The sequence below is a fragment of the Bradyrhizobium sp. TM233 genome, from assembly GCF_036247965.1.
Taxonomy (GTDB): domain Bacteria; phylum Pseudomonadota; class Alphaproteobacteria; order Rhizobiales; family Xanthobacteraceae; genus Bradyrhizobium; species Bradyrhizobium ottawaense.
The window spans coordinates 43,083-68,060 of record NZ_BTIG01000002.1; the positions used below are offsets into that span (position 1 = coordinate 43,083).

A 24,978-nucleotide genomic window follows, 5' to 3' on the forward strand; every position below is an offset into this window, starting at 1 on the left:
GAATGCGTCAAGGATGGAATGACATGAAAGACCTGACGAACGGCTCCATCGTGAGACACATCCTGGCCATGACGCCGCCGATCATGGCCGGCATGATCTCGATCATGATCTGCCAACTGGTCGATCTGTACTTCGTGTCGGGCCTGGGCGATGCCGCCGTGGCGGGCGTCGCCGCGGCCGGCAATGTTGGCTTTCTCGTCAACGGGATGATGCAGGTGCTCGGTGTCGGCGCGGGGGCCCTGATCGCACATGCCGTGGGACGCAAGGACCGGCCGGATGCGAACCTGATCTTCAATCAGGCGATCGTGCTGTCGGTGCTGTTCGGACTGTTGACCCTGGCCGCAGGTGCCGCGCTGTCGCGCGCATACATGCGTTCGATCGCCGCGGATCAAGCCACGATCGAGGCGGGGACTACCTATCTGCTGTGGTTCATGCCGGCGCTCGCCTTGCAGTTCGCGACCCAAGTCATGGGCGCCGCGCTGCGCGCGACCGGCATCGTACGTCCGACCATGCTGGTGCAGGCGGTTGCCGTGGCCATCAACATCGCGCTGGCGCCGGTGCTGATCTCGGGCTGGGGCACCGGCCATGCGCTCGGCGTCGCCGGCGCGGGGCTGGCGAGCTCGATCGCGGTCGCCATCGGCGCCCTGATGCTGCTGGCGTATTTCCGCAAGGTCGAGCGCTATGTCGCCTTCCATCCGGCGCAGTGGCGTCCGCAGCCGCACCATTTGAAGCGGATCCTCAATGTCGGACTGCCGGCCGGTGGCGAGTTCGCGATGATGTTCATCTTCATGGCGGTGGTCTATTACGTGCTGCGCGATTTCGGCGCGGCTGCGCAGGCCGGCTTTGGCATCGGGCAGCGCGTGCTCGGCCTGATCAACATGCCGGCGCTTGCGGTCGGGTTGGCGGCCGGGCCGATCGCCGGCCAGAACGTCGGCGCAGCCAACGCTGCGCGTGTGCGGGAAACTTTCGTCAAGGCCGCTTTGATCGTCACGATCATGATGACCGGCTTCATGACCCTTGCGCAAGTGAAGCCGGAGCTGCTGCTCGCCGGATTCTCGAACGACCGCGAGACCATGGAGATCGCTTACCTGTTCCTGCGGATCATCTCGCTCAACATGATCGCACAGGGCCTGATCTTCACCTGCTCGAGCATGTTTCAGGCCCTTGGCAACACCAGGCCGGTGCTTTTGAGCTCGGCGACGCGTGTGTTCACCTACTCGCTGCCGGCGATCTGGCTCTCGACGCGTCCGGGCTTCCGCATCGAGTACGTCTGGTACCTGTCGGTCGCGACGACAATGTTGCAGGCGGGCCTGAGCCTGTGGCTGCTGCGCCGGGAATTCAGGAAGCGCCTGACTTCGGCGCCGGACAAGACGGCCCCGGTGCAGGAGAGCGCCGAACCCATTGCGCCTCTCGCCCGCGAGCCTGCGTAACGGCAGCTTGTTCCATCCCGGCTGCTCCGGCTAACTTGCCGGTCGGCGGGGATGGTGGGCTGCAGAAGGGCCAATGACCGGAGTGACGAACGAGCAGCGGGCGGCATCATGGCTCGCCGCGATCTGGGCGGCGCGCTATCGCACGCCGGCCCGCTTCGTCGGGCTGATCGCGCTGCTGCTGCCGTGGACAACGACCGGGCTGACCTTCGCGCTCATGCCCTGGCTGATCGCGTTCGCGTTCGTCGATCTGCGCGCATTTCCGCGTTCGCTGCTTCGCCCGATCTGCCTGCTGCCGATCGCACTGGTCGCGCTCGCCGCCGTGGGCACGCTCTGGTCGGATGCGCCATGGCCGGAACGCCTTCATGCGATCGGACCGTCGGCGAAGCTGCTGGTCATTCCGCTCCTGATCTACCAGTTCGAGCGTTGGCCGTACGGCCATTGGGTGTTTTCCGCCTTCCTGGCGTCCTGCGCGGCCTTGATGCTCTATTCCTTCGCCGTCGCCATGGACCCCGCACTCTCGCTGAAGCTCTATCTGTCGCGCGGGCCCTACAAGGTCGAAAGCGGGATCGCGGTGCGCAACTATATCGACCAGAGCCAGGAGTTCACGCTCTGTGCGCTCGCGCTGGTCTATCCGATCGTGATGCTGCTCCGCCAAGGCCGCGTTCGGATCGCCGCGCTGTCTGCGGCGCTCGCGATCGGATTTCTCGCCAACATGATCTTCGTCGTGGTGTCGCGCACGGCGCTCGTGACGCTGCCGATCCTGGTGATGGTGTTCGCGCTCCTGCATCTGCGCCGGCGCGCGGCGCTGCTTGTCGCGGGCACGATGGCGCTGTCGGCCGTGCTGCTCGTTGGCGTGTCGCCGCATCTGCGCATGACGGTTGCGAAATTTCAGGCCGACTATGAGACGAGCGTGCTGGATGGTCAGGTCAGCGGCATGGGCTCACGGCTGGAATATTGGCGGAAGTCGCTGGGCTTCATTGCCGATGCGCCGCTGGTCGGTCACGGCACCGGCGCGATCCGCGGCCTGTTTGAAAGTGCGGCTGCGGTTGCGGAGAGCGATCCGCTGCGTGGCGAGATCGTCAGCAACCCGCACAATCAGACCCTCAGCGTGGCCGTGCAGTGGGGCGTCGTCGGTGTCCTGATCCTCTACGCGCTCTGGTTTGTGCATCTCTCGCTGTTTCGCGGCGAGGGGCTGGCCTGCTGGATCGGCCTGCTGGTCGTGGTGCAGAACATGCTGACCTCGCTGCTCAACACGCATTTGTTCGACTTCACGCCGGGCTGGATCTATGTGCTCGGCGTTGGTGTCGCCGGCGGCATGGCGCTCGCGAAGAGGGCGTGAGGGCTAGAGCGCGCCGAGACTGTTGCAGACGAGGGTCAGGCCCGACAGGAACAACAGGCCAAGCACGACATCGCCAAAATGCTTGTCGTTCAGGGCGTGATAGACGCGCGCGCCGGCCCAGGCGCCGATCAAGGTGCCCGGAAACGCAACCAGCGCCAGCCAGACCACTTTGAGCTCGACGAGACCCGATGCGGTCTGCAGCGCCAGTGCGGCTGCGAGCACCGTGAAATTGAAGAGCTGGAAGATGCCGCGCCGTTCGTGCTTGTTCCAGCCGCGGATGTTGGCCCACAGGATCGGCAGTGGCCCGGACAGCCCGGCGAGGCCGCCGAGAATGCCGCCGGCAAAGCCGATCGCGCCGTCGGCGAGGCGGCCGCCGAATTTGATCGCGAGCGGCCTCTTGTTCAGATAGAGAGCGCTCGAGAAGATCAGAATTAAAACGCCGACGCTCAGCTTGAACACTTTTGGATCGGCGGAGGCGATCAGCATGGTGCCGAGCGGCACGCCGATGAGACCGCCGATCAGGAACGGCCAGACCAGCGAGAGGTCGAAGCTCTTCCACATCGAGGGTAGCGTAGAGGTCTGCGCGATCACGGAGCAGATCAGCACCAGCGGCACCGCGAGCGAGGGCGGCAGCACGTAGAGCCAGATGCCGAGCGCCATCAGCGCCGTGCCGAACCCGGCCAGGCCCGAGACGAAGCCGCCGGCCAATGCGCCGAGCAGCAGCAGCGCGTAGGTGAGCGTTTCCAACAGAATCTCCTCGTCGCCGGGCGATCCCGAACAGTTGATCGTCATCGTCCGCATAACACGCCTGCGGCCGTGCAGGTCAATCCATGCTGCACGCAAGCGTGATCTGCGGCATCGGGCTTTCGCGGAAGACACGCCTACATGACGGTCGTACTTTGATCCCGGGGCACCCCGCCGCGATCGTGCTCGCTGAATCGGCCAGTCCCGAACGAGATGACGGAGAATGACCATGACCCGTACCAACATCGCCGTTGCGGCTGCATTGTTGTCGGCAGCGGCCTTGATGCCGACATTTGCCCAGGCTCAGTTCTCCGAGCCTGCGGCCTATCAGGCCGCTCATCCTGATCGCGATGTGCTGAATGGTGGCCGGCTCACGCCTGCGGCGCAGGCGGCCCGTGGCGAGGCAGTGGCACCGAGCGAGGCCTATGCGGCTTATCCGTCAGGTGCGACCCCGGCCGTTCGTCCTCGCCACCGCCGTCACCACCGGTAAGAAGAATCTAGACGATCTGTCTGGTGTCGGCGGGCTTCTGCAGCGCGCCGACCAGGATGCGCAGCGCTTCCGTCAGTTCAGATCTGTTTCGTGCCGCCCCCAGCGAGACGCGTGCCGCATGCGGCGGTGTCCCATCGACCGTGAAGGCATCGCCGGCGACGATCGCCAGTCCATTCCGCAACAGATGCGCCGCGACGTCGGGCCGGCCCTCGGGCAGCCGCAACCACAGATGATGCGCCGCAGGCTTGGCCAGGAACTGGAAGCCCTTCAGCGCGCGCTGCGCGAGCTGCTGACGGCCGACCGCCTCGTTGCGGATGGCGGTGATGATGCGATCGGCTACGCCGCTTTCGATCCAATGCGTCACCAGCGCGACCATCAGCGGCGCCGGCATCTGTACGGTTGCCTGCAAGCATGTCCGCATCTCCCGCTGCGCGTCGTTGTCGGGCGTCACCAGATAGGCAACGCGCAGCGCCGGCACGATGCATTTCGACAGCGTGGTCGCAAGATAAGTCCGCTCCGGAATGAGACCCGCGATCGGCGATGCCGAACGGTCGAGCAGGCCGTAGGCGTCGTCCTCGATCAGGATCGTGTCGGTATCGCGGATGATCTTTGCGATCGCACTGCGCCGCTCGGGGGCAAGCGTCGCCGTGGTCGGATTGTGCAGCGTCGGAATGAGATAGACGGCCTTGGGCCGGTGCACGCGGCAAGCCTTTGCCAGCGCATCGGGCAGGATGCCGCCGTCATCCATGGCGACGCCGACGAGCTTGGTGCCGAGCCGCGCTGCTGCGGCCTTGATGCCGGGGAAAGTCAGCGCCTCCGTCAGCACGATATCGCCAGGCCTCGTAAGGTGCGCGAGCAGGTTGAACAGGATCGTCTGCGCCCCGGGAAAGATCACCAGCCTGTCGGCATGCGCGTGCGGCACCCGTGAGCGCATCCAGCGCGCGGCGACCTCGCGCTCATGCGCGCTGCCGCCGGACGGCTGGTAATTGAGATACGCCGTCAAGCCCGATTGCGCGCGGATCGCTTCCATCCCGGCGATGATGCGCTCGTCGAGCTGCGCCTCCAGCGGATGTGGCGGCACGTTCATCGACAGATCGATCGCGACGGGATGCGGCAGGTCGATCGCGCGGCGCGCGCTGGTTTCCGACACGAACGAGCCCTGTCCGACCCGCGCCTCCATGATGCCGCGTCGCCGCGCCTCGGTGTAGGCGCGCGTCACCGTGGTGAGGTCGACGCCGAGGGCCTTTGCCAGCGCGCGCTGCGTCGGCAATTGCTGGCCGCGCACCAGCCGACCGGCGGCGATGTCGGCTTCCATGGCCTCGACGATGCGCTGATAGCGCGGCCCTGATAGCTCCGAGATTGTCGGGCTCCAATCCATGCAATTTAAGTCCATTTCCTTTGAATGTATGGATGCAAGACATTATTGTATGGATCGTCGAAACGGAAGAGGTGGGGTCATGGCTGCAGGTTCAGTCTCTCTGGCGAAGGCGATGTGGCGCGGCTTTCGCGGCAAATGCCCGAACTGCGGCGAGGGCCATCTGTTCGGCCGTTTCCTGAAGGTGGCCGAGGCCTGCGACCATTGCGGTGAGGAGCTGTTTCACCAGCGCGCCGACGACTTTCCCGCCTATCTCGTGATCGTCGTGGTCGGCCATCTCGTGGTGCCGGCGATCCTCGCGGTCGAGACCGCGTATGCACCTGCGGTCTGGCTGCAACTGGCGGTGTGGTTGCCGGTGACGCTGTTCGCCTCGCTCGCGCTGCTGCAGCCGACCAAGGGCGCCATCGTCGGGCTGCAATGGCAGATCGGCATGCACGGTTTCGAGGCGAGCAAGCAGCGGCGCGAAGCCATTGAGCTCGCGCCGGTGCTGGTGAAGGCGGACACGCGCGCGGCCTGAAGCGCGGCGGCGTTGAGGCGTTCCTGAAAATGGTGAGGGGTCCGATGCGGTCAGCATCGAACCCCTCGTTGCAAGATATCAGCCGGCCTGTAAGCCGGGTTCTGTAAGGCACCGTCCGCTTGCGCGAACGATACGTGACGGCCATTCCTCTGGGACCGTGTTTGCACACGGCCTCGAGCAACCTACCCGGACGGCGGGCCTGACATCGCCCCGCGGCGTTATCGCTTTCGCGAACAGCCCGCTACGCCGTCCCTATTCGGTTTTGCTCCCGGTGGGGTTTGCCATGCCGGCTCCGTTGCCGGACCCGCGGTGCGCTCTTACCGCACCTTTTCACCCTTACTCCGCGAAGCCCGAAGGCGAAGCGGAGCGGTTCGTTCTCTGTGGCACTTTCCCTGGGGTCGCCCCCGCCGGACGTTATCCGGCACCGTATGTCAAGGGAGCCCGGACTTTCCTCCCCGGCGGCCTTTCGGCACCTGCCGGAGCGGCCGTCCGGCCGACTGACTGGTAACGCATGGGGCATTTGTGACGGTTTCGTCAAGCCGATATCGCGACCCACGATCCGCTCGAAATAATTTATCCTGAAGATGTCGTTTGGAGCATGCCCCGTTCGACTGGATGTCGGCAACACAGCCGAACAACAGGAGTGAAGCGATGCAATATCTGCTGATGATCTACCAGAACGAGGCCGAGTACGCGAAGGTTGACACGGGAACCAGCCAGAAGATGTCGGCGGAGTATGAGGCCTTCACGCAATCCATCATCCGGAACGGCAATTTCAAGGCCGGCGATCGGCTACGGCCGACCACGACCGCGACGACGGTCCGTGTGCGCGACGGCAAGATGCTGACGACCGACGGACCGTTTGCGGAGACCCGCGAGCAGCTCGGCGGCTATTATCTGATTGAGGCCAAGGATCTGAACGCTGCGATCGAGATCGCGGCGCGCATTCCGAGCGCGCGGATCGGCTCGATCGAGGTGCGACCGATCTGGGTTTACGACAAGTGATGACGCAGTTGCGCGGCGACGCATGACACCTCACGAGATCGACAAGATCTTCCGCGACGAGGCGGGGCGGGCACTGGCCACGCTGATCCGCCTCGTCGGCGATTTCGATCTCGCCGAGGACGCACTTCAGGATGCCTTTGCCGTCGCGCTGGAACGCTGGGCGGTGTGCGAGGTCCCCGACAATCCACGGGCCTGGCTGGTCAGTGTCGCCAGGCACAAGGCGATCGATCGCGTCAGGCGCCAGGCTGTCTTCCGCGGCAAGCAGCAGGCGCTCGTGCACGAGATCGAGCTGAACGCGCAAGTCGCTGACGAGCCGCCGGCAACGCTCGACGACGACATGCTGCGGCTGATCTTCACCTGTTGCCATCCGGCCTTCGCGCCAGAAGTCCAGGTCGCGCTGACACTGCGCACCGTCTGCGGATTGTCGACCACGCAGGTCGCGCGCGCCTTTCTCGTCGGCGAGGAGGCAATGGCGCAGCGGCTGGTCCGCGCCAAGCAGAAGATCAGGCTCGCCGGCATCCCCTACGAGGTGCCCGAGCGCGACGCGCTGGCGCCGCGGCTCGATGGCGTGCTCGCCGTGATCTATCTCGTTTTCACTGAGGGCTATGTCGCGACCGAGGGGGCGGATCTGATGCGGCCCGATCTTGCGACTGAGGCGATCCGGCTCGGCCGCTTGCTTGATCGGCTGATGCCGGATCGCGGCGGCATCAAGGGCCTGCTGGCCCTGATGCTGCTGCACGATGCGCGCCGCGCCGGGCGCGAGACCTCGGCCGGCGATATCGTGCTGCTCGAGGAGCAGGACCGCATGCTGTGGGATCGCGCGCAGATCGAGGAGGGCCTGCGTCTGGTCGAGGACGCGCTGCGCGTCCCCGGCCGGCCGCAGCCTTATGCTGTGCAGGCCGCGATCGCCGCGCTGCATGCGCGCGCGCCGAGCTTTGCGCAGACCGACTGGCCGCAGATCGCCGGGCTCTATGAGGTGTTGCTGCGCATCGGTCCCTCTCCGGTGATCGAGCTCAACCACGCTGCCGCGCTGTCGATGGTCGATGGGCCGGCACGTGCGCTCGATCTCGTCGATGCGATCAGCGCCCGAGGCGGGCTCCGCGGCTATGAGCTGTTGCCCGCCGTGCGCGCGGATCTGCTGCGGCGGTTGGGGCGGACGGAAGAGGCGCGCGAGGCGTATCGTGCCGCGGCGGAGGCGACACAGCTCGAGCCTCTGCGGCGGCTCTATGCGCGGCGGGTGCGGGAGATGGGGTAGGGGCTCTCGTGCCCCGGACGCAGCGCAGCGTCTCTTCGACGGTGCGCTGCAGAGCCGGGGCCCATTATCGACGCGGGACGTGTCGCCGACTGGGTCCCGGCTCGCGCTTGGCGCGTCCGGGACACGAGAGCGAACTGCGCGGCCATCACCGTCACTTCGACGCGACGGTCGTTCCCTCCGCCGGCAGGCTCGCCAGCAGAGCCTGCAATGTCGAAAGCGTCGAATGGTCGGCGACACCATCGAGCCGGGCCGGGCGGAAGTGGCGCTGGAAGGCGGTGACGACTTCCATGGTCGCTGCGTCGTATTTGCCGGTCAGCGGCACGCCGTAGCCGTATCGGGCGAGCGCCTGCTGCAGGCTCAGCACCTCGTCGCTGATGGTGCCGAGCATCAGGGTCTCGCCGCGCACGACCGGGGCCGGCGTCACCCAGTGACCGACGCCGGAATTGGCCAGCGAGTGCCACGGAAACTTTTCGCCGGGGTCCTTCTTGCGCGCGGGCGCGACGTCGGAATGGCCGAGCACCCGGTGGGCCGGCACCTTGCGGCGAAGCATGATGCCGCGGCACAGCGCGATCACGGCGGCGATCTGGCGCAGCGGATATTCCGGGTAGCCCCAGTCGTGGCCGCGATTGATGATCTCGATGCCGATCGAGCAGGAGTTGATGTCGTCCTCGCCCGCCCAGGACGAGACGCCGGCGTGCCAGGCGCGCCTGGTTTCGGGCACGCATTGCACGATGCGGCCGTCCTCCAGCACGACGTAATGCGCCGAGACTTCGGTCCCCGCCGTGCACAGCCGCGCCAGCGCGCCCTCGACATCGGGCATGCCGGTGTAGTGCAGCACGATCATATCGGGCTGCCGTGCCTTGTTGCGCTCGCCGTAGTTCGGCGAGGGGATGATGTCGGACACGATCGAGGAATCCGGCTCGAACGCCCTCATGCTCGCCGCGGCCTTGGGAACCGGGAGAACGCGTTGACGCTTCGAATCAGATCCAGACGGTGTGGACGAACCGGACGGCGGCATAGACAAACCAAGGTCAGACGGAGAGTGGGCCAAGCCCTTCTCTTTACTATTCCTTTACCCTCCACCCCGCGCAATCGCGCGGCGCGGTTAACGGATGCATTTTGGCGCAAGTGTGTGGATGAAGCATCACCGCCTCACCAGCTTTTCGACTTGTCACGAGCCGAGCAACGCTTTCTTAACGCTAAGGGCCGTTACTGAGCGATGAAGAGCCGACCCGCGTCCGGAGGCGGCCAAAGCGTATTTTGGCTCGAAATCCCATGGCTGCCCGACAAATTCCGCTGGGAACACTGGGTTGGCCGCCCGGGACGACCGGGCGTGGTAACCATGCTGGACGGTGGGGTTGTGGAACCGCCGCGACACGGAGTCATTCGAGGCGTCATGGGCTTGTTCGTCCCCAATCTCGCTTGGACGTCAGGCTGGCCCTCCAGCAGGCGTGGCGCATGAGCTCGGCTCCGCACATTCCCGTTCTTGGCCGTGAGGCCGTCGCCCATCTCGCCCCGCGCGATGGCGGTATCTACGTCGATGCCACCTTCGGCGCCGGCGGCTATAGCCGCGCGATCCTCGACGTGCCGGGAACCCGGCTCATTGCCATTGACCGCGACCGCACCGCAATCGCGGGCGGTGCCGAACTGGTCGAACGCTCCGCGGGCAGGTTGACGCTGGTCGAGGACCGCTTCTCCAACCTCGCTGAGGTCTGCGCGGCACAAGGTGTCGAGGCCGTGGACGGCGTCGTGATGGATGTCGGCGTGTCCTCGATGCAGCTCGACCAGGCCGGCCGCGGTTTCTCGTTCCGCCTCGACGGTCCGCTCGACATGCGGATGGGGCAGGCGGGGCCGACTGCGGCCGACGTCGTTGCCCGCGCCTCGGAAGGTGATCTCGCCGACATCATCTATCTCCTCGGCGAGGAGCGGCATTCGCGCCGCATCGCGCGCGCCATCGTGGCCGACCGTCAGGAGACGCCGTTCACGACCACACGCGCGCTCGCCGACCTCATCGGCAGGATCGTGCGCTCGAAGCCCGGCGACATTCATCCGGCGACGCGGACGTTCCAGGCCCTGCGCATCTTCGTCAACGAAGAGCTCGAGGAACTTCAGACCGCGCTCGCTGCGGCCGAGCGCGTGCTCAAGCCGGGCGGACGCCTCGTCGTGGTCTCCTTCCATTCGCTGGAAGATCGTATCGTCAAGAATTTCCTCTCCGAGCGTTCGAAAACCGGCGGCGGCTCGCGGCACCTGCCGGAGGTGGCGCAGGTTCCGCCGAGCTTCCAGCTTCTGACGCGGCGGCCAGTGATTGCCGGCGAGGAGGAAGTCGCGCATAACCCGCGCGCGCGTTCCGCAAAGCTTCGCGCCGCCGAGCGCACCTCGGCGCCCGCGCATGACGAAGGCGAGCCATCGTCCTGGCCAAAACTCTCCGACGTGATGAGGGGAGGCTAGCGCATGCGCATCATCCACCTCTTCGTCATTGGCGCGCTGATCTTCGCGGCCGCCTATGTCTACCGGATCAAGATGGACTCCACGGCGCGCACCGAGAGGGTGCTGCGGCTGCATGCGGAAATCCGCGAGCAGCGCGACGCGATCGCTTCGCTGCGATCCGAATGGGCCAAGCTCGATGCGCCCCATCGATTGCAGGGCCTGTCCGACCGGCATCTGCAGCTCAAGCCGGTCAACGGCACGCAATATGATTCGCTGAAGAACCTGCCGGAGCGTCCGCCGCGGATGTTCAGGCCTGGCGAGCCCGATCCGATCGGAGCCATGCTCAACACCATCGAAGCCGCGAGCGATCCCGACAATGTGACGGGCTCCGTGCCTCAGCCCGAGGACAAGCAATGAGCGCTGCGACCCCGGCCAGACCTACGGAACCCTGGCGCCAGCGGCTGATCCGCAGCCTGCTCTACGGGCGCAATGTCGACCGCGCCGCGAAGGCGCGCGCGCGCGTTGGTCTTGCCATGCTCGCCTTCGCCTCGGTCTACGCCCTGATCGGCGGCCGGCTCGTGATGTTTGCCATCGGCGCCGATGCCCACGGCGCGCGCCGCGCCGCGGCGCAGGAGGTGGTGGCGACCGCACGGCCCGACATCGTCGACCGCAACGGTGCCATCCTTGCGACCGACGTCAAGGCGGCGAGCCTGTTCGGCGAGCCGCGCCGCATCATCGACAAGGACGAGGCGATCGAGCTGCTCACGGCGACCGTGCCCGACCTCGACGAGGCCGAGGTGCGCGAGCGCCTGAGGACGCGCAAGGGCTTCGTCTGGCTCAAGCGCGAGGTCACGGCCAAGCAGCAGCAGGCCATCCACAAGCTCGGCATTCCCGGCATCGGCTTCCTGCGCGAGAACAAGCGCGTCTATCCGACCGGCAACGAGGTCGCCCACCTCATCGGTCTGGTCAACATCGACAACCAGGGCATCGCCGGCATGGAGAAGTGGCTCGACAATCAGGGCCTCGCCGATCTCCATCGCGCCGGCTTTGCCACCGACCGGCTGCAGAAGCCGATCGAGCTTTCGATCGATCTGCGCGTCGAGCACGCGCTGCGCGACGAGCTGTTGAAGGCCAAGGAGAAGTACCACACCAAGGCCGCCTCCGGCATCGTCTCCAACGTCAAGACCGGCGAGATCGTGGCAATGGTCTCGCTTCCGGATTTCGATCCCAACAATCCGAAGGAAGCGCATGACCCCGACCGCATCAATCGCCTGACCACCGGCGTCTACGAGATGGGCTCGACCTTCAAGGCGTTCACGCTGGCGATGGCGCTCGATTCCGGCAAGATCAATTTGAACACGTCGTGGGATGCCCGTGGAAACCTGCACTACGGCAAGTTCACCATCCACGACAGCCATCCGCTCGGGCGTTTCATCAACACCAAGGAAGTGTTCACCTTCTCGTCCAACATCGGCGCCGCGCGGATCGCGCTCGGTCAGGGCGTCGAGGCGCACAAGGCGTTCCTGGCCAAGATGGGCCAGCTGACGCGGCTGCGCACCGAGCTGCCGGAGAGCGCGGCTCCTTTGATCCCGCGCCGGTGGGGTGAGCTGAACACGGTCACCATCGCGTTCGGCCAGGGCATGTCGGTGGCGCCACTGCAGGCGGTGATGGGCATCAACGCGCTGGTGAACGGCGGCTATCTGATTCCGCCGACCTTCATGAAGCGCAGCGAATCCGAAGCGGCGGCGATGGCCAAGCGCGTGATCAAGACGGAGACCAGCGACAAGATGCGGTTCCTGATGCGGCTCAACGCCGAAATCGGCACCGCCAAGACCGCTGACGTCAAGGGCTACTATGTCGGCGGCAAGACCGGCACGTCCGAAAAGGTCATCAACGGCCGCTATGCCAAGAAGCGCGTGCTCAACTCCTTCACCGCCATCATGCCCTGCGACGATCCGAAATATCAGATCCTGATCATGCTGGACGAGCCGCAGGCGATTCCTGAAACGAAGGGCTTCATCACCTCGGGCTGGAACACGGTGCCGACCGGCGGCAAGGTGATCGAGCGGATCGCGCCGCTTCTGGGCGTCGAGCCGCGGTTCGACCTGCCGCCTGCGGAGCGCCTTATTCTTGCAGCATCCAGGACAACCCAGTAATCAATCGGGTGGGCCGTAGCCGCTGCTGAGTCGGGGATTTTCCTCAAGATTCGGCTTTCCGGTACGGCGACTGGAAGACCATGAAGCTGCGCGACCTCTTAGGCAATGATGCCGCGATCGAGCCCGCCGTCGCGGCGCTCGAGGCGACGGGCATTGCGCTCGACAGCCGCGTGGTCAAGGCCGGCGATCTCTTCTTCGCACTCGCGGGCAGCAAGACCGACGGCGCACGCTTCATTGATGCCGCGGCGGCCGCAGGCGCGGTGGCCGTCGTCGGCGACCATGCGCCTGATGGCGGCGGCAAGGTGCCGTTCGTCACGGTTGCCAATCCACGCCGCGCGCTGGCGCTGGCCGCGGCAAGATTCTTCCCGTCGCAGCCCGCGACCATTGCCGCGGTGACCGGCACCAGCGGCAAGACCTCGGTCGCAGCCTTCACACGCCAGATCTGGGAGCGGCTGGGGCATGCCTCCGCCAGCATCGGCACCATCGGCCTGGTCTCGCCCAAGCGCACCGTCTATGGCTCGCTGACGACGCCGGATCCGATCGCGCTGCACCGGCAGCTCGATGAGATCGCGCGCGAGGGCGTGACCCATCTCGCCTTCGAAGCGTCCTCGCACGGGCTCGACCAGTATCGCCTCGATGGCGTACGCGTCGCCGCCGGCGGCTTCACCAATCTCTCCCGCGATCACATGGACTACCATCCGACCGTCGCGCATTATCTTGCAGCGAAACTCCGCCTGTTCCGGGAACTCGTGTCCCCGGGCGGTGTCGCGGTGATCTCGGCCGATCACGATTGCTCGGCGGAAGCGATCGATGCCGCGAAGTCGCGCGGCCTGCGCGTGATGGCGGTCGGTCGCAACGGCGACGGGGCAGGCGAGGGTATTCGTCTCACTGAGGCCGTGGTCGAAGGCTTCTCGCAAAGGCTGACAGTCGAACATCGCGGCAAGCGCTATGCGATCCGGCTGCCGCTGGTCGGCGAATTCCAGATCGAGAACGCGCTGGTGTCGGCTGGCCTTGCGATCGGGACCGGCAGCGATGCTGCCAATGTGTTCGCAAGCCTCGAACATCTCGAAGGCGCCAAGGGACGACTCGAGCGCGTCGGCGAGCGCAACGGCGCGCCGATCTTCGTCGACTATGCGCACAAGCCCGATGCGCTCGCCAAGGCGCTGCAGGCGCTACGGCCCTATGCGAAACGAAAGCTGGTCGTCGTGTTCGGCGCAGGTGGCGACCGTGATGCCGGCAAACGTCCGATCATGGGCGAGATCGCGGCCGAGAACGCCGACGGAATCATTATCACCGACGACAATCCGCGCAGCGAGAAGCCGGAAGCGATCCGCGCCGCGATCCTTGCCACCGCCAAGGGCGCCCGCGAGATCGGCGACCGCGCTGCGGCGATCCGCGCCGCGGTCGAGGAATTGCAGGAGGGCGATGCGCTGCTCGTCGCCGGCAAGGGGCATGAGACCGGGCAGATCGTCGGCGGAGAGGTTTTGCCCTTCAGTGATCACGAGGCGGTTGCCGCCGCATTAGCGTCGAGGGTTGCATGAGCGCGCCGATATGGACGGTTGCCGAAGTGGCGCACGCACTGGGTGCGGACGGATCGTTCCCGGACACGCCGATCGACTTCGTCACCCAGGACAGCCGGCTGGTGAAGCCGGGCAGCCTGTTCGTCGCGCTCAGCGGTACGCCGAGCGGCGGCTTCATCTCGGCCTTCGCCAGTGCGCGCGACGGCTGGGAGTTCGCCGACAAGGCGGAAGCTTCCGGCGCGGTTGCGATGATCGTGCCGCACGAGATCGCGGGCATCCGCATTCCCCAGATCGTCGTGAAGGACACGCTGATCAACGGCCTCTGGGGCCTCGCACGCGCCGCCCGCGCCCGCTTCCGCGGGCCTGTGATCGGGCTCACCGGCAGCGCCGGCAAGACCAGCACCAAGGAATTCCTGGCGGCCTATCCGAATGCCTATGCTAGCCCGTCCAGCTTCAACAATTTCTGGGGCGTGCCGCTGACGCTGTGCAATGCCAGGCCCGATGCCAGCCTCTGGGTCGTCGAGATGGGCATGAACCAGACGGGCGAGATCGCGCGGCTCAGCGAATTGACGCGGCCCACCGTCGCACTCGTTGTCAATGTCCAGCCGGTGCATCTGGAAAAGCTCGGCTCGCTCGAAGCCATCCGCCGCGAGAAGGTGTCGATCGCGCTCGGCCTGCCCGACGACGGCGTGTTGGTGCTGCCCGCCGGGCTGAAGGCATCCGAATGGAAGGGGAAGGTGGTGCGCTTCGGCGAGCATGCCGAGGTGCATGAGGTCACGCACGCGCCGCATGGCGAGAGCTGGCAGGTCGTGGCCATGATCGGCAAGAAGCAGATCGCCTTCAGCCTGACGCCGGGCGCGCCGCACCGCGTGCAGAACGCGCTGGCCGCGCTCGCCGCCATCCGTGCGGCAAATCTCGATGCGTCGACGCTGGCGATCAAGCTCGACCGGGTCGGCATCATGACCGGCCGCGGCGTCGAGCAGGCGGTCGGCGGTATCACCGTGATCGACGACAGTTTCAACGGCAATCCGGCCAGCGTGGCCGCTGCGCTGCAGAGCCTGCAGGCGCGCAATGTGACCGGCGGCCGCCGCGTCGCGGTGCTCGGTGACATGCTGGAGCTGGGCGATGATGCACCAGGCTATCACACCGGCCTTGCCAAGCATCTCGACGGGATTGACGGGATCTACTGCGTCGGCCCTCTGATGCGCCACCTCTATGATGTGCTCCCGGCCGGCAAGGGCCTCGGCTGGCACGACGATCCCGCCACCTTAAAGCCGAGTGAGGTCGCGAACCTGCTGAAGGCAGGCGACGTCGTGGTTGTCAAGGGCAGCAAGAAGATGTTCTGGGTCAACAAGTTTGTGCCGGGCCTGGTGGCCGCCTTGCAGGCAAAGGCGTAAACTGCTTGGAAGGCGCCGTTCCCGAATCCCACCCCTTTGCGGAGCGAAGCCGTCCGGTTTACCGGAGGTCGCGACCCATGATGAAGACCAGCGAATGCGCGTGAGGCACGTTGAGGCCAAGGTAAAGACCAAGATCAAGGCCGAGACCGCGTGTGCAAAGGCGCCATAGGACCGTCTGAATGTTTTACTGGCTGATAGAGCTCTCCAACACATTTCCGGGCTTCGGTGCCGTTCGCACCTTCCTGAACGTCTTCCGCTACATCACCTTCCGCACCGGCGGCGCCGTCGTCACCGGCGCGCTGTTCGTGTTCCTGTTCGGGCCCTGGATCATCGATCACTTGCGCATCCGTCAGGGCAAGGGTCAGCCGATCCGGACCGACGGTCCGCAATCGCATCTCGCCAAGAAGGGCACGCCCACCATGGGCGGGCTGATGATCCTGTCCGGCCTCACGGTCGGCACGGTGCTGTGGGCCAATCCGCTCAACCCCTATGTCTGGATCGTGCTGGCGGTGACGCTCGGCTTCGGCTTCGTCGGTTTCTATGACGACTACCTCAAGGTGACCAAGCAGACCACGACCGGGTTCGGCAGCAAGCTTCGGCTGCTGATCGAGGCGGCGATCGCGCTGGTGGCCTGCTATGCGCTGGTGCGGCTGAACCGCGATCCCGCATCGACCGCGCTGACGATTCCGTTCCTCAAGGACACTGTGCTGCATTTCGGCTGGTTCTTCGTCATCTTCGGCGCCTTCGTCATCGTCGGCTCCGGCAATGCGGTGAACCTCACCGACGGGCTCGACGGCCTCGCCATCGTTCCCGTGATGATCGCGACCGCGAGCTTCGCGATGATCGCCTATCTCGCCGGCAACGCCGTGTTCGCCGAATATCTGCAGATCAAATATGTCGCCGGCACCGGCGAGCTCGCGGTGCTCTGCGGCGCGCTGCTGGGCGCCGGCCTCGGCTTCCTCTGGTTCAACGCGCCGCCGGCCTCGATCTTCATGGGCGACACCGGCTCGCTCGCGCTCGGCGGCATGCTGGGTGCCATCGCGGTCGCGGTGAAGCACGAGATCGTGCTCGCGGTGATCGGCGGCCTGTTCGTGCTCGAGGCGGTCTCCGTCATCGTGCAGGTCGTGTCGTTCAAGCTGACGGGCAAGCGCATCTTCCGGATGGCGCCGATTCATCACCATTTCGAGCAGCTCGGCTGGACCGAGCCGCAGATCGTGATCCGCTTCTGGATCATCTCGGTGATGCTGGCGCTTGCCGGCCTGTCCACGCTGAAGCTGCGGTGATCAATCGATGATCCCCGTCACGTCCTTTGCCGGCAAGACCGTCGCGGTGTTCGGCCTCGGCGGCTCGGGGCTCGCCTCCTGCCACGCGCTGAAGGCCGGCGGCGCCGAGGTGATCGCCGCCGACGACAGTGCCGAGAACGTCGCCAAGGCCGCGCAGGCCGGCTTCATCACCGCAGATTTGCGCAACGTGTCCTGGGCGAATTTCGCAGCCCTCGTGCTCGCGCCCGGCGTGCCGCTGACCCATCCGGTGCCGCACTGGAGCGTGCTGAAAGCGCGCGAGGCAGGCGTTGAGGTGATCGGCGACATCGAGCTGTTCTGCCGCGAGCGGCGACGCCATGCGCCGGATGCGCCGTTCGTCGCCATCACCGGCACCAACGGCAAGTCCACCACGACGGCGCTGATCGCGCATCTCACAAAAGTGGCCGGCTACGACACCCAGATGGGCGGCAATATCGGCACCGCGATCCTGTCGCTGGAGCCGCCGCGCATGGGCCGCGTCCACGTCATCGAGATGTCGTCCTACCAAATCGACCTCACGCCCTCGCTCGATCCCTCCGTCGGCATTTTGCTCAATGTCAGCGAGGACCACATCGATCGTCACGGCACCATCGCGCACTACGCTGCGGTGAAGGGGCGCCTCGTTGCAGGCGTGCAAGGGGGCGGCACTGCGATCGTCGGCGTCGACGACGGGTTCTGCCGCGACATCGCCGACCGGCTCGACCGCGCCGGCAAGACCGTGGTGCGCATCTCCGTCAAGAACCCGCTGGCGTCGGGCATTCATGTCGAGCACGGCAATATCGTGCGCACCTCGGGCGGCGCCCGCAGCGAGATCGCCGCGCTCGGCGGCATTGGCTCGCTGCGCGGCCAGCACAACGCGCAGAACGCGGCTTGCGCCGCCGCAGCTGCGCTCGCAATGGGCATCAGCCAGGATGTGCTGCAGAACGGCCTGCGCAGCTTTCCCGGCCTTGCGCATCGCATGGAGCAGGTCGGCCGCCGTGGCAACGTGCTGTTCGTCAATGACTCCAAGGGTACCAACGCCGACGCCACCGCGCATGCGCTGTCGTCCTTCGCCGACATCTTCTGGATCGCCGGCGGCAAGCCGAAGGCCGGCGGCATCACTGGCCTGACCGGCTACTTCCCGCGCATCCGAAAAGCCTATCTGATCGGCGAAGCCGCGCAGGAGTTTTCGGGAACGCTGGGCCCAGTCGCGCACGAGATCAGCCAGACGCTGGACGTCGCCGTCGAGCACGCCGCGCGCGATGCGGAAGCATCGGGTTTGCAGGACGCGGTCGTGCTGCTGTCGCCGGCCTGCGCCTCCTTCGACCAGTACCGCAACTTCGAAATCCGCGGCACCAAGTTCCGCGAACTGGTGCAGGCGCTGCCGGGCGTGAAGCCGGTGGTGTAGGGCGCGTCAGTCCCCAATCTCCGCTGTCGTCGCCCGGCTTGACCGGGCGACCCAGTATTCCAGAGACCGCGCTTGAGCCGAGGGGCCGCGGCGTACTGGATGCCCCGGTCAAGCCGGGGCATGACAGTGAGTTGTGTGGCGGCGGGCGATCATCGCAAAACATCTCCACTTCCTTAACCCCCCGGTAACCAACCTGGGCGACCAATGGACCGACCTCTGTCCGAAAGCGGCCGCCCCATGCTCTCCCGTGAAGAACGCACCCCCTTTTCCGAGTGGTGGTGGACCGTCGACAAGCCGCTGATGGGCGCCATCCTGGCGCTGATGCTGACCGGGGTGATCCTGTCGCTCGCGGCGAGCCCGCCGGTTGCGACCCGCATCGGGCTCGATCCCTTCCATTTCTTCAGCCGCCACGTGATGTTCCTCCTCCCGTCCTGCCTGGTGCTGCTCGGGGTCTCCTTCCTGTCGCCGCGCGCGATCCGCCGCTCGGCGCTGATCATCTTCGCGGCCAGCATCATCCTGATCGTGCTGACACTCGCGATCGGGCCCGAAGTGAAGGGCTCGCGGCGCTGGATCACGCTGCTCGGCGTCAACATCCAGGCCTCCGAAATCGCAAAGCCGTCGTTCGTCGTCATCGCGGCCTGGCTGTTCGCGGAATCGACCAAGCGGCCGGAGATGCCGGCGACCTCGATGGCCTTGGTGCTGCTTCTGATGCTGGTGTCGCTGCTGGTGATGGAGCCGGATTTCGGCCAGACCATGCTGATCCTGATGGTGTGGGGCTCGCTGTTCTTCATCGCGGGCATGCGCATGATCTGGGTATTCGGCCTTGCGGGCGCGGCCGCCGCCGGCCTGTTCAGCGCCTATCTCTTCGTCCCGCACGTGGCCGGACGCATCAAGCGCTTCATGAACCCGGCCTCGGGCGACACCTTCCAGGTCGATACCGCCATGGAGGCCTTCTACAACGGCGGCTGGTTCGGGCTCGGACCGGGCGAGGGAATCGCCAAGCGCAGCCTGCCGGACAGTCACACCGACTTCGTGTTCGCGGTCGCGGCCGAAGAGTTCGGCATCATCCTGTGTCTTGCGATGCTGACGCTGTTTGCCTTCGTCGTCATCCGCACGCTGTCGCGCGCCTACGCCACCGAGGACATGTTCTCGCGCTTCGCCGCCTCGGGCCTTGCGATCCTGTTCGGCGTGCAGGCCGCGATCAACATGTCGGTGAACCTCCAGCTCATCCCCGCCAAGGGCATGACGCTGCCGTTCATCTCCTATGGCGGCTCCTCGATCGTGTCGCTCGCCTATGGTGTCGGCATGATGCTGGCGCTGACGCGGCTGCGCCCGCGCACCGAGGTCGAAGCCAGCGGCCACGCCGACGCGATGCGGAGCTACGCGTAACGGCTCTCGTGTCCCGGACCAGCTCCGCGAAGCGGAGCGCAGAGCCGGGACCCAGAATGCGCACCAATGGGCCCCGGTTCAGCAGCGCACCACGCTGAACTGGACGATGCTTCGCATCGCCAGGAGCGCGCTGCGCTGCGCCCGGGGCACGAACACCTTCGTAGCCGGCTCGCAATGACGGAAAACTCCCTGTAAAACTCCCCCACCATGGACAATTCCCCTCTGATTCTTCTCGCCGCGGGCGGCACCGGCGGCCATCTGTTTCCGGCCGAGGCGCTCGGCGTCGAATTGATCCGGCGCGGCTTTCGCGTTCGTCTCATCACGGACGAGCGCGCGCTGCGCTACAGCGGGTTGTTCACCAAGGACATGATCGACGTCGTCGCGAGCGAGACCGCGCGGGGCCGCAACCCGCTCCAGCTCGCCTATGCCGGCCTCACGCTCGCCGCCGGCACGCTGTCCGCCTACGCCCTGATCAAGCGCTTGAAGCCTGTCGCCGTCGTCGGCTTCGGCGGCTATCCGACGCTGCCGCCGCTGGTCGCTGCGAAATTCGCCGGGGTGCCCGGCATCATCCACGACGCCAACGCCGTGCTCGGCCGCGCCAACCGGTTCCTGTCGAGCCGCGTGCGCGCCATCGCGACGTCGCTGCCCGGCGTGCTTGATCGCGATCCGGCGCTCTCTGGAAAGACCACGACGGTCGGCACGCCGATGCGGCCGGCGGTGCTCGCCGCGGCTGCCGTGCCTTACGCCGCGCCCGAGGTGAACGGACCGCTGCGCCTGCTCGTCGTCGGCGGCAGCCAGGGCGCACGCATCATGGCGGACGTCGTGCCGGGCGCGATCGAGCGGCTCGAGCCTGCGCTGTGGGGCCGGCTCGTCCTCACTCAGCAGGTGCGCGACGAGGACATGGCGCGTGTGCGCGCGGTCTATGACAAGCTCAAGATCAAGGTGGAGCTGGCGCCGTTCTTCACCGATTTGCCGGCACGGCTCGCTTCAAATCATCTCGTGGTATCGCGCTCCGGCGCCGGCACGGTCGCCGAGCTCGCGGCGATTGGCCGGCCCTCGATCCTGGTGCCGCTGCCTGGCTCGATCGACCAGGACCAGTTCGCCAATGCCGGCGTGCTGGTCAAGGTGGATGGCGCGATCCGCATCCCGCAGGCCGAGTTCACCTCCGACCGGTTGGCGTCCGAAATCTCCGCTTTCGCCGCCGAGCCTGCGCGCCTTGCCGCCATGGCGCAGGCCGCCCGCGGTGCCGGCCGGCTCGACGCCGCCGAGCGACTGGCCGATCTGGTGGTCAAGGTCGCGGGAATCTGACGCGAAAAAGCCCTTGTCTTCGCCTTCTAAAGCGGGGCATCCAGTAGGAAAGGCGCGCGGCTGATTTGGCCGCGACCTTCGCCAGACGCCGCCTGCGCAAGGCGGCGAGGTCAGGGAACACAGCATGAGACTGCCGCGCGAGATCGGACCCATCCACTTCGTCGGGATCGGCGGGATCGGCATGAGCGGCATCGCCGAGGTGCTGGTCAATCTCGGCTATGCCGTGCAGGGCTCGGACGCTTCCGACAATTACAATCTCGACCGCCTCCGCAAGAAGGGCGCAAAAGTCTCGGTCGGCCACAAGGCCGATAATGTCGACGGTGCCGAGGTCGTGGTCGTGTCCACCGCGATCAAGCGCGACAATCCGGAACTGATGGCGGCGCGCGAACGGCGCATTCCCGTGGTGCGCCGCGCCGAGATGCTGGCCGAGCTGATGCGGCTGAAGAGCTGCGTCGCGATCGCCGGCACCCATGGTAAGACCACGACGACCACGATGGTCGCGACACTGCTCGATGCCGGCGGGCTCGATCCCACCGTCATCAATGGCGGCATCATCAATGCCTATGGCTCCAACGCGCGCCTTGGCGCGGGCGACTGGATGGTGGTGGAAGCCGACGAGAGCGACGGCACGTTCCTGAAGCTGCCGACGGATGTCGCGATCGTCACCAATGTCGACCCCGAGCATCTCGATCACTTCAAGACCTTCGAGGCCGTGCAGGACGCCTTCCGCCATTTCGTCGAGAATTTGCCGTTTTACGGCTTTTCCGTGATGTGCATCGATCATCCCGTGGTGCAGAGCCTCGTCGGCAAGATCGAGGACCGCCGCATCATCACGTACGGCGAAAATCCGCAGGCCGATGTGCGGCTGGTCGATCTGACCCCGATGGGCGGCGGATCGAAGTTCAAGGTCGCGTTCCGCGATCGCAAGACGGGCGCCGTGCACGAGATCGCCGACCTCATGCTGCCGATGCCGGGACGCCACAACGCCTCCAACGCGACGGCCGCGATTGCGGTCGCGCGCGAGCTCGGCGTGTCCGACGAGGCGATCCGCAAGGCGATCGCCGGCTTCGGCGGCGTCAAGCGCCGCTTCACCAAGACCGGCGAATGGAACGGCGTCACCGTGATCGACGATTACGGTCATCACCCCGTGGAAATCGCGGCGGTGTTGAAGGCGGCGCGCGATTCCTACACTGGCAAGATCATCGCCGTGGTGCAGCCGCATCGCTACACCCGCCTGCAATCGCTGTTCGAGGAATTCTGCACCTGCTTCAATGATGCCGATGCGGTTGTTGTCGCCGACGTCTATGCCGCCGGCGAAGCGCCGATCGACGGCATCGACCGCGACCATTTCGTCGTTGGCCTGCGCGCCCACGGCCATCGCGAGGTGGTCCCGCTGCCGGCGGCCTCGGAGCTTGCGGGCATCGTCAAGGGATTGGCGAAGTCCGGCGATCTCGTCGTGTGCTTAGGTGCCGGCAACATCACGCAATGGGCGTATGCGCTGCCGGACCAATTGAAGGCGCTGGGGTGAGGCCTCTGATGAGAGTCTCACAGGCAGCCACACGGCAAACTGCGCTCCCTCCCCCCTTGCGGGGGAGGGCGGGGGAGAGGAGTGGCCCCGGGCGAGCTCTGAGTTCGTGGCTATCCCATTCCCTCCCCCGCAAGGGGGGAGGGAATGGAGAGATTGTGCCTTCTTCACTTGAGGAAGTGGCATGAGCTTTCCCGACATCACGCCCGAGCTCAAAGCCGCGATGCCGGAGTTGCGCGGTCGGCTGCTGGCGAACCAGTCGCTGGCCGAGCTGACCTGGTTTCGCGTCGGCGGCCCTGCCCAGGTGCTGTTCACGCCGGCGGATGAAGATGATCTTGCCTACTTCCTCGCGCATCTCGCCGCCGACATTCCCGTCTATGTCGTTGGCGTCGGCTCCAATTTGATCGTGCGCGACGGCGGCATTGCCGGCGTGGTGATCCGTCTCGCGCCGCGCGCCTTTGGCGAGGCGATTGCGAGCGGCGATGTCGTCACCGCCGGTGCTGCCACGCTCGACAAGCGCGTGGCGGAAGTGGCGGCCTCCGCCAATATCGGCGGGCTCGAATTCTACTTCGGCATTCCCGGCACGATCGGCGGCGCGCTGCGCATGAATGCCGGCGCCAATGGCGGCGAGACCAAGGACGTGCTGATCGAGGCGCGCGGTGTCGGGCGCGACGGCACGAAGCACACCTTCTCCAATGCCGACATGAAGTTCGTCTACCGCAACAGCGGCGTCGATCCCTCCATCATCTTCACCTCTGCGCGCTTTCGCGGCGAGATCAAGGATGCTGATGCGATCCGCGCGCGCATGGCGGAGGTGCAGACGCATCGCGAGACCGCGCAGCCGATCCGCGAAAAGACCGGCGGCTCGACCTTCAAGAATCCGCCCGGCCATTCCGCCTGGAAGCTGGTGGATGGCGCCGGCTGCCGCGGCTTGCGCGTCGGCGGCGCACAGGTCTCCGAGATGCACTGCAATTTCCTGATCAACACGGGCGATGCCACCGCGCACGACATCGAGACGCTGGGCGAGACCGTGCGCGAACGCGTGAAGGCAAATTCCGGAATTGAGCTACACTGGGAAATCAAGCGGATCGGGGTTTCCCCATAGGTGTCGTTCCGGGGCGGTGCGAAGCGCCGAACCCGGAACCTCGAGATTCCGGGTTCGCGCTTTGCGCGCTCCGGAATGACAAAAGACAGAGGCGACGAGAGACCATGCGCATCACCATCCTCTTCGGCGGCTCCAACCGCGAGCGTCTGGTTTCGGTCGCCTCGGCCCAGGCCCTGCATCAGGCATTGCCCGAGGCCGATCTGTGGTGGTGGGACGTCGAGGACAAGGTGCATGTCGTGCAGTCCAAGCAGCTGCTCGAACATGCCCGCCCCTTCGAGGACGAGTTCGAGCCCGGCACATCAGGCATCCCGTTGGAGCAGGCGCTCGACCAGGCCAGGGCCGAGGATCGGGTGCTGGTGCTCGGTCTGCATGGCGGGCGCGCCGAGAACGGCGAATTGCAGGCGATGTGCGAAGCGCGCGGGGTGCCGTTCACCGGCTCTGGCTCGGCCTCCTCGCATCTGGCCTTCGACAAGATCGCGGCCAAGCATTTCGCCGCGCTCGGCGGCGTGACGTCGCCGGCAAACATAGCGCTCGACGACATCGACGAGGCCTTCGCCGAATACGGAAGGCTGATCGCAAAGCCGGCGCGTGACGGCTCGAGCTATGGCCTGATCTTCGTCAACGCCAAGCAGGACCTCGTCGCCGTCCGCAACGCGGCGAAGCACGAGGAATACGTCATCGAGCCCTATATCGCCGGCGTCGAGGCGACCTGCGGCGTGCTGGAGCGCACCGATGGCTCGATCATCGCGCTGCCGCCGATCGAGATCATTCCGGGCGAGGGCAGCTTCGACTACGCCGCAAAATATTTGTTGAAGTCGACCCAGGAGATCTGCCCCGGGCGTTTCGCGCCCGAGATCACCGCCGCGCTGAAGGCGCAGGCGATGCTGGCGCACCGCGCGATGTCCTGCACCGGCTATTCCCGGTCGGACTTCATCGTCTCGGACAGGGGCCTCGTCTATCTCGAGACCAACACGCTGCCCGGGCTGACCAAGTCCTCGCTCTACCCCAAGGCGCTGAAAGCCGAGGGTATTGAGTTCGTCGACTTCCTGCGGGGCCAAGTGGAGCTCGCCGGGCGGGGCGTGCGGAAATAATTAGGACTGGTTAACGGCCGGAAGGGCGAAACGGGCCGATTTGGTGCCCAAAACCGGTAAAATGCCGGACATCGCGGCATAAATGCCTCACATAGCGGGGCAAAATGCGCCGGACGTTAACGAACTTTACCTTTTGTTTACCAGGACGTCCGAAGGTTAACGCTGGCGGCGCATATGGCGCTTTGGCTGCCGGCGGGTGAGCTGTCGCGGGTGATGT

The 24,978-nt window shown here is 66.0% G+C and carries 21 protein-coding genes and 1 other RNA gene; 18 read left to right on the forward strand and 4 right to left on the reverse strand.

Features of this window, described 5'->3' with window-relative positions:
* The first annotated feature begins 23 nt into the window (after positions 1–23).
* Both AABA86_RS06140 and AABA86_RS06145 read left to right on the forward strand, forming a co-directional pair.
* Positions 24–1,430: an MATE family efflux transporter gene (locus AABA86_RS06140; RefSeq protein WP_338306184.1), complete on the forward strand. Its 1,407-nt coding sequence runs from the start codon at positions 24–26 to the stop codon at positions 1,428–1,430.
* 73 nt (positions 1,431–1,503) lie between these two features.
* Entirely contained in the window at positions 1,504–2,769 is a 1,266-nt protein-coding gene (locus AABA86_RS06145) for an O-antigen ligase family protein (protein WP_338306185.1), read from the forward strand.
* A 3-nt stretch (positions 2,770–2,772) separates the two neighbouring features.
* On the opposite strand, the gene AABA86_RS06150 is transcribed toward AABA86_RS06145, so the two are convergent.
* The gene (locus tag AABA86_RS06150; protein WP_338306186.1) at positions 2,773–3,516 is read right to left on the reverse strand and encodes a sulfite exporter TauE/SafE family protein; all 744 of its coding nucleotides are present in this window, start codon (positions 3,514–3,516) and stop codon (positions 2,773–2,775) included.
* Positions 3,517–3,742: 226 nt separating this feature from the next.
* Here AABA86_RS06150 and AABA86_RS06155 point away from each other — a divergent pair, with 226 nt between their 5' ends.
* Entirely contained in the window at positions 3,743–4,003 is a 261-nt protein-coding gene (locus AABA86_RS06155; RefSeq protein ID WP_212249987.1) for a hypothetical protein, read from the forward strand.
* A gap of 7 nt (positions 4,004–4,010) precedes the next feature.
* Here the strand turns inward: AABA86_RS06155 and AABA86_RS06160 are convergent, their stop codons facing one another.
* Complete coding sequence (locus AABA86_RS06160) at positions 4,011–5,381, reverse strand: aminotransferase-like domain-containing protein (protein WP_338306187.1); 1,371 nt, start codon at positions 5,379–5,381, stop codon at positions 4,011–4,013.
* 49 nt (positions 5,382–5,430) lie between these two features.
* On the opposite strand from AABA86_RS06160, the gene AABA86_RS06165 reads away from it, so the two are divergent.
* The gene (locus AABA86_RS06165) at positions 5,431–5,895 is read left to right on the forward strand and encodes a DUF983 domain-containing protein (RefSeq protein WP_445083450.1); all 465 of its coding nucleotides are present in this window, start codon (positions 5,431–5,433) and stop codon (positions 5,893–5,895) included.
* 74 nt (positions 5,896–5,969) lie between these two features.
* Here AABA86_RS06165 and rnpB read toward each other — a convergent pair.
* Positions 5,970–6,396: RNase P RNA component class A (rnpB, locus tag AABA86_RS06170), an RNA gene on the reverse strand.
* A 150-nt stretch (positions 6,397–6,546) separates the two neighbouring features.
* Here rnpB and AABA86_RS06175 point away from each other — a divergent pair.
* Positions 6,547–6,900 carry a YciI family protein gene (locus AABA86_RS06175; protein WP_212249984.1) on the forward strand — a complete coding sequence of 118 codons (354 nt, stop codon included), beginning with the start codon at positions 6,547–6,549 and terminating at the stop codon, positions 6,898–6,900.
* Between the two features lie 22 nt (positions 6,901–6,922).
* On the forward strand, positions 6,923–8,155 hold the full coding sequence (locus AABA86_RS06180) for an RNA polymerase sigma factor (protein ID WP_338306189.1): 1,233 nt from the start codon (positions 6,923–6,925) through the stop codon (positions 8,153–8,155).
* Positions 8,156–8,306: 151 nt separating this feature from the next.
* Here the strand turns inward: AABA86_RS06180 and AABA86_RS06185 are convergent, their stop codons facing one another.
* Complete coding sequence (locus AABA86_RS06185; protein ID WP_038971256.1) at positions 8,307–9,089, reverse strand: N-acetylmuramoyl-L-alanine amidase; 783 nt, start codon at positions 9,087–9,089, stop codon at positions 8,307–8,309.
* A gap of 524 nt (positions 9,090–9,613) precedes the next feature.
* Between AABA86_RS06185 and rsmH the strand changes: the two genes are divergently transcribed.
* The 12 genes from rsmH to AABA86_RS06245 all read left to right on the forward strand — a co-directional run bounded on the left by rsmH (position 9,614) and on the right by AABA86_RS06245 (position 24,761).
* Positions 9,614–10,603: a 16S rRNA (cytosine(1402)-N(4))-methyltransferase RsmH gene (gene rsmH, locus AABA86_RS06190; RefSeq protein WP_338306190.1), complete on the forward strand. Its 990-nt coding sequence runs from the start codon at positions 9,614–9,616 to the stop codon at positions 10,601–10,603.
* A 3-nt stretch (positions 10,604–10,606) separates the two neighbouring features.
* Positions 10,607–10,999 (forward strand): cell division protein FtsL, encoded by a 393-nt coding sequence (ftsL, locus tag AABA86_RS06195; protein WP_028145538.1) that lies wholly within the window; start codon positions 10,607–10,609, stop codon positions 10,997–10,999.
* Positions 10,996–12,738, forward strand: coding sequence for a peptidoglycan D,D-transpeptidase FtsI family protein (locus AABA86_RS06200; protein WP_338306191.1), 1,743 nt, complete (start codon positions 10,996–10,998; stop codon positions 12,736–12,738). The genes ftsL and AABA86_RS06200 overlap by 4 nt, the downstream gene beginning before the upstream one ends.
* Positions 12,739–12,818: 80 nt before the next feature.
* Positions 12,819–14,279, forward strand: a complete 1,461-nt coding sequence (locus AABA86_RS06205) for a UDP-N-acetylmuramoyl-L-alanyl-D-glutamate--2,6-diaminopimelate ligase (protein WP_338306192.1) — start codon at positions 12,819–12,821, stop codon at positions 14,277–14,279.
* Complete coding sequence (locus AABA86_RS06210; protein ID WP_338306193.1) at positions 14,276–15,655, forward strand: UDP-N-acetylmuramoyl-tripeptide--D-alanyl-D-alanine ligase; 1,380 nt, start codon at positions 14,276–14,278, stop codon at positions 15,653–15,655. The genes AABA86_RS06205 and AABA86_RS06210 overlap by 4 nt, the downstream gene beginning before the upstream one ends.
* Before the next feature lie 179 nt (positions 15,656–15,834).
* Positions 15,835–16,938 carry a phospho-N-acetylmuramoyl-pentapeptide-transferase gene (gene mraY, locus AABA86_RS06215; protein ID WP_018318673.1) on the forward strand — a complete coding sequence of 368 codons (1,104 nt, stop codon included), beginning with the start codon at positions 15,835–15,837 and terminating at the stop codon, positions 16,936–16,938.
* A 7-nt stretch (positions 16,939–16,945) separates the two neighbouring features.
* On the forward strand, positions 16,946–18,343 hold the full coding sequence (murD, locus tag AABA86_RS06220) for a UDP-N-acetylmuramoyl-L-alanine--D-glutamate ligase (protein ID WP_338306194.1): 1,398 nt from the start codon (positions 16,946–16,948) through the stop codon (positions 18,341–18,343).
* Between the two features lie 237 nt (positions 18,344–18,580).
* Positions 18,581–19,732 (forward strand): putative lipid II flippase FtsW, encoded by a 1,152-nt coding sequence (gene ftsW, locus AABA86_RS06225; RefSeq protein WP_338306195.1) that lies wholly within the window; start codon positions 18,581–18,583, stop codon positions 19,730–19,732.
* A gap of 207 nt (positions 19,733–19,939) precedes the next feature.
* Positions 19,940–21,040 (forward strand): undecaprenyldiphospho-muramoylpentapeptide beta-N-acetylglucosaminyltransferase, encoded by a 1,101-nt coding sequence (gene murG / locus AABA86_RS06230; RefSeq protein ID WP_338306196.1) that lies wholly within the window; start codon positions 19,940–19,942, stop codon positions 21,038–21,040.
* A gap of 124 nt (positions 21,041–21,164) precedes the next feature.
* On the forward strand, positions 21,165–22,568 hold the full coding sequence (gene murC / locus AABA86_RS06235; protein ID WP_338306197.1) for a UDP-N-acetylmuramate--L-alanine ligase: 1,404 nt from the start codon (positions 21,165–21,167) through the stop codon (positions 22,566–22,568).
* A gap of 181 nt (positions 22,569–22,749) precedes the next feature.
* Positions 22,750–23,670 (forward strand): UDP-N-acetylmuramate dehydrogenase, encoded by a 921-nt coding sequence (murB, locus tag AABA86_RS06240; RefSeq protein ID WP_338306198.1) that lies wholly within the window; start codon positions 22,750–22,752, stop codon positions 23,668–23,670.
* Between the two features lie 104 nt (positions 23,671–23,774).
* Positions 23,775–24,761 (forward strand): D-alanine--D-alanine ligase family protein, encoded by a 987-nt coding sequence (locus AABA86_RS06245; protein WP_338306199.1) that lies wholly within the window; start codon positions 23,775–23,777, stop codon positions 24,759–24,761.
* Positions 24,762–24,978: the final 217 nt, after the last annotated feature.

What these genes read in the sequence shown, in the direction of transcription:
- AABA86_RS06140 (WP_338306184.1), top strand. Translation starts at nt 24, where the DNA reads ATGAAAGACCTGACGAACGGCTCCATCGTGAGACACATCCTGGCCATG.
- AABA86_RS06145 (WP_338306185.1), top strand. Translation starts at nt 1,504, where the DNA reads ATGACCGGAGTGACGAACGAGCAGCGGGCGGCATCATGGCTCGCCGCG.
- AABA86_RS06155 (WP_212249987.1), top strand. Translation starts at nt 3,743, where the DNA reads ATGACCCGTACCAACATCGCCGTTGCGGCTGCATTGTTGTCGGCAGCG.
- AABA86_RS06160 (WP_338306187.1), bottom strand. Translation starts at nt 5,381, where the DNA reads ATGGATTGGAGCCCGACAATCTCGGAGCTATCAGGGCCGCGCTATCAG.
- AABA86_RS06165 (WP_445083450.1), top strand. Translation starts at nt 5,431, where the DNA reads ATGGATCGTCGAAACGGAAGAGGTGGGGTCATGGCTGCAGGTTCAGTC.
- AABA86_RS06175 (WP_212249984.1), top strand. Translation starts at nt 6,547, where the DNA reads ATGCAATATCTGCTGATGATCTACCAGAACGAGGCCGAGTACGCGAAG.
- AABA86_RS06180 (WP_338306189.1), top strand. Translation starts at nt 6,923, where the DNA reads ATGACACCTCACGAGATCGACAAGATCTTCCGCGACGAGGCGGGGCGG.
- AABA86_RS06185 (WP_038971256.1), bottom strand. Translation starts at nt 9,089, where the DNA reads ATGAGGGCGTTCGAGCCGGATTCCTCGATCGTGTCCGACATCATCCCC.
- rsmH (WP_338306190.1), top strand. Translation starts at nt 9,614, where the DNA reads ATGAGCTCGGCTCCGCACATTCCCGTTCTTGGCCGTGAGGCCGTCGCC.
- ftsL (WP_028145538.1), top strand. Translation starts at nt 10,607, where the DNA reads ATGCGCATCATCCACCTCTTCGTCATTGGCGCGCTGATCTTCGCGGCC.
- AABA86_RS06200 (WP_338306191.1), top strand. Translation starts at nt 10,996, where the DNA reads ATGAGCGCTGCGACCCCGGCCAGACCTACGGAACCCTGGCGCCAGCGG.
- AABA86_RS06205 (WP_338306192.1), top strand. Translation starts at nt 12,819, where the DNA reads ATGAAGCTGCGCGACCTCTTAGGCAATGATGCCGCGATCGAGCCCGCC.
- AABA86_RS06210 (WP_338306193.1), top strand. Translation starts at nt 14,276, where the DNA reads ATGAGCGCGCCGATATGGACGGTTGCCGAAGTGGCGCACGCACTGGGT.
- mraY (WP_018318673.1), top strand. Translation starts at nt 15,835, where the DNA reads ATGTTTTACTGGCTGATAGAGCTCTCCAACACATTTCCGGGCTTCGGT.
- murD (WP_338306194.1), top strand. Translation starts at nt 16,946, where the DNA reads ATGATCCCCGTCACGTCCTTTGCCGGCAAGACCGTCGCGGTGTTCGGC.
- ftsW (WP_338306195.1), top strand. Translation starts at nt 18,581, where the DNA reads ATGCTCTCCCGTGAAGAACGCACCCCCTTTTCCGAGTGGTGGTGGACC.
- murG (WP_338306196.1), top strand. Translation starts at nt 19,940, where the DNA reads ATGGACAATTCCCCTCTGATTCTTCTCGCCGCGGGCGGCACCGGCGGC.
- murC (WP_338306197.1), top strand. Translation starts at nt 21,165, where the DNA reads ATGAGACTGCCGCGCGAGATCGGACCCATCCACTTCGTCGGGATCGGC.
- murB (WP_338306198.1), top strand. Translation starts at nt 22,750, where the DNA reads ATGAGCTTTCCCGACATCACGCCCGAGCTCAAAGCCGCGATGCCGGAG.
- AABA86_RS06245 (WP_338306199.1), top strand. Translation starts at nt 23,775, where the DNA reads ATGCGCATCACCATCCTCTTCGGCGGCTCCAACCGCGAGCGTCTGGTT.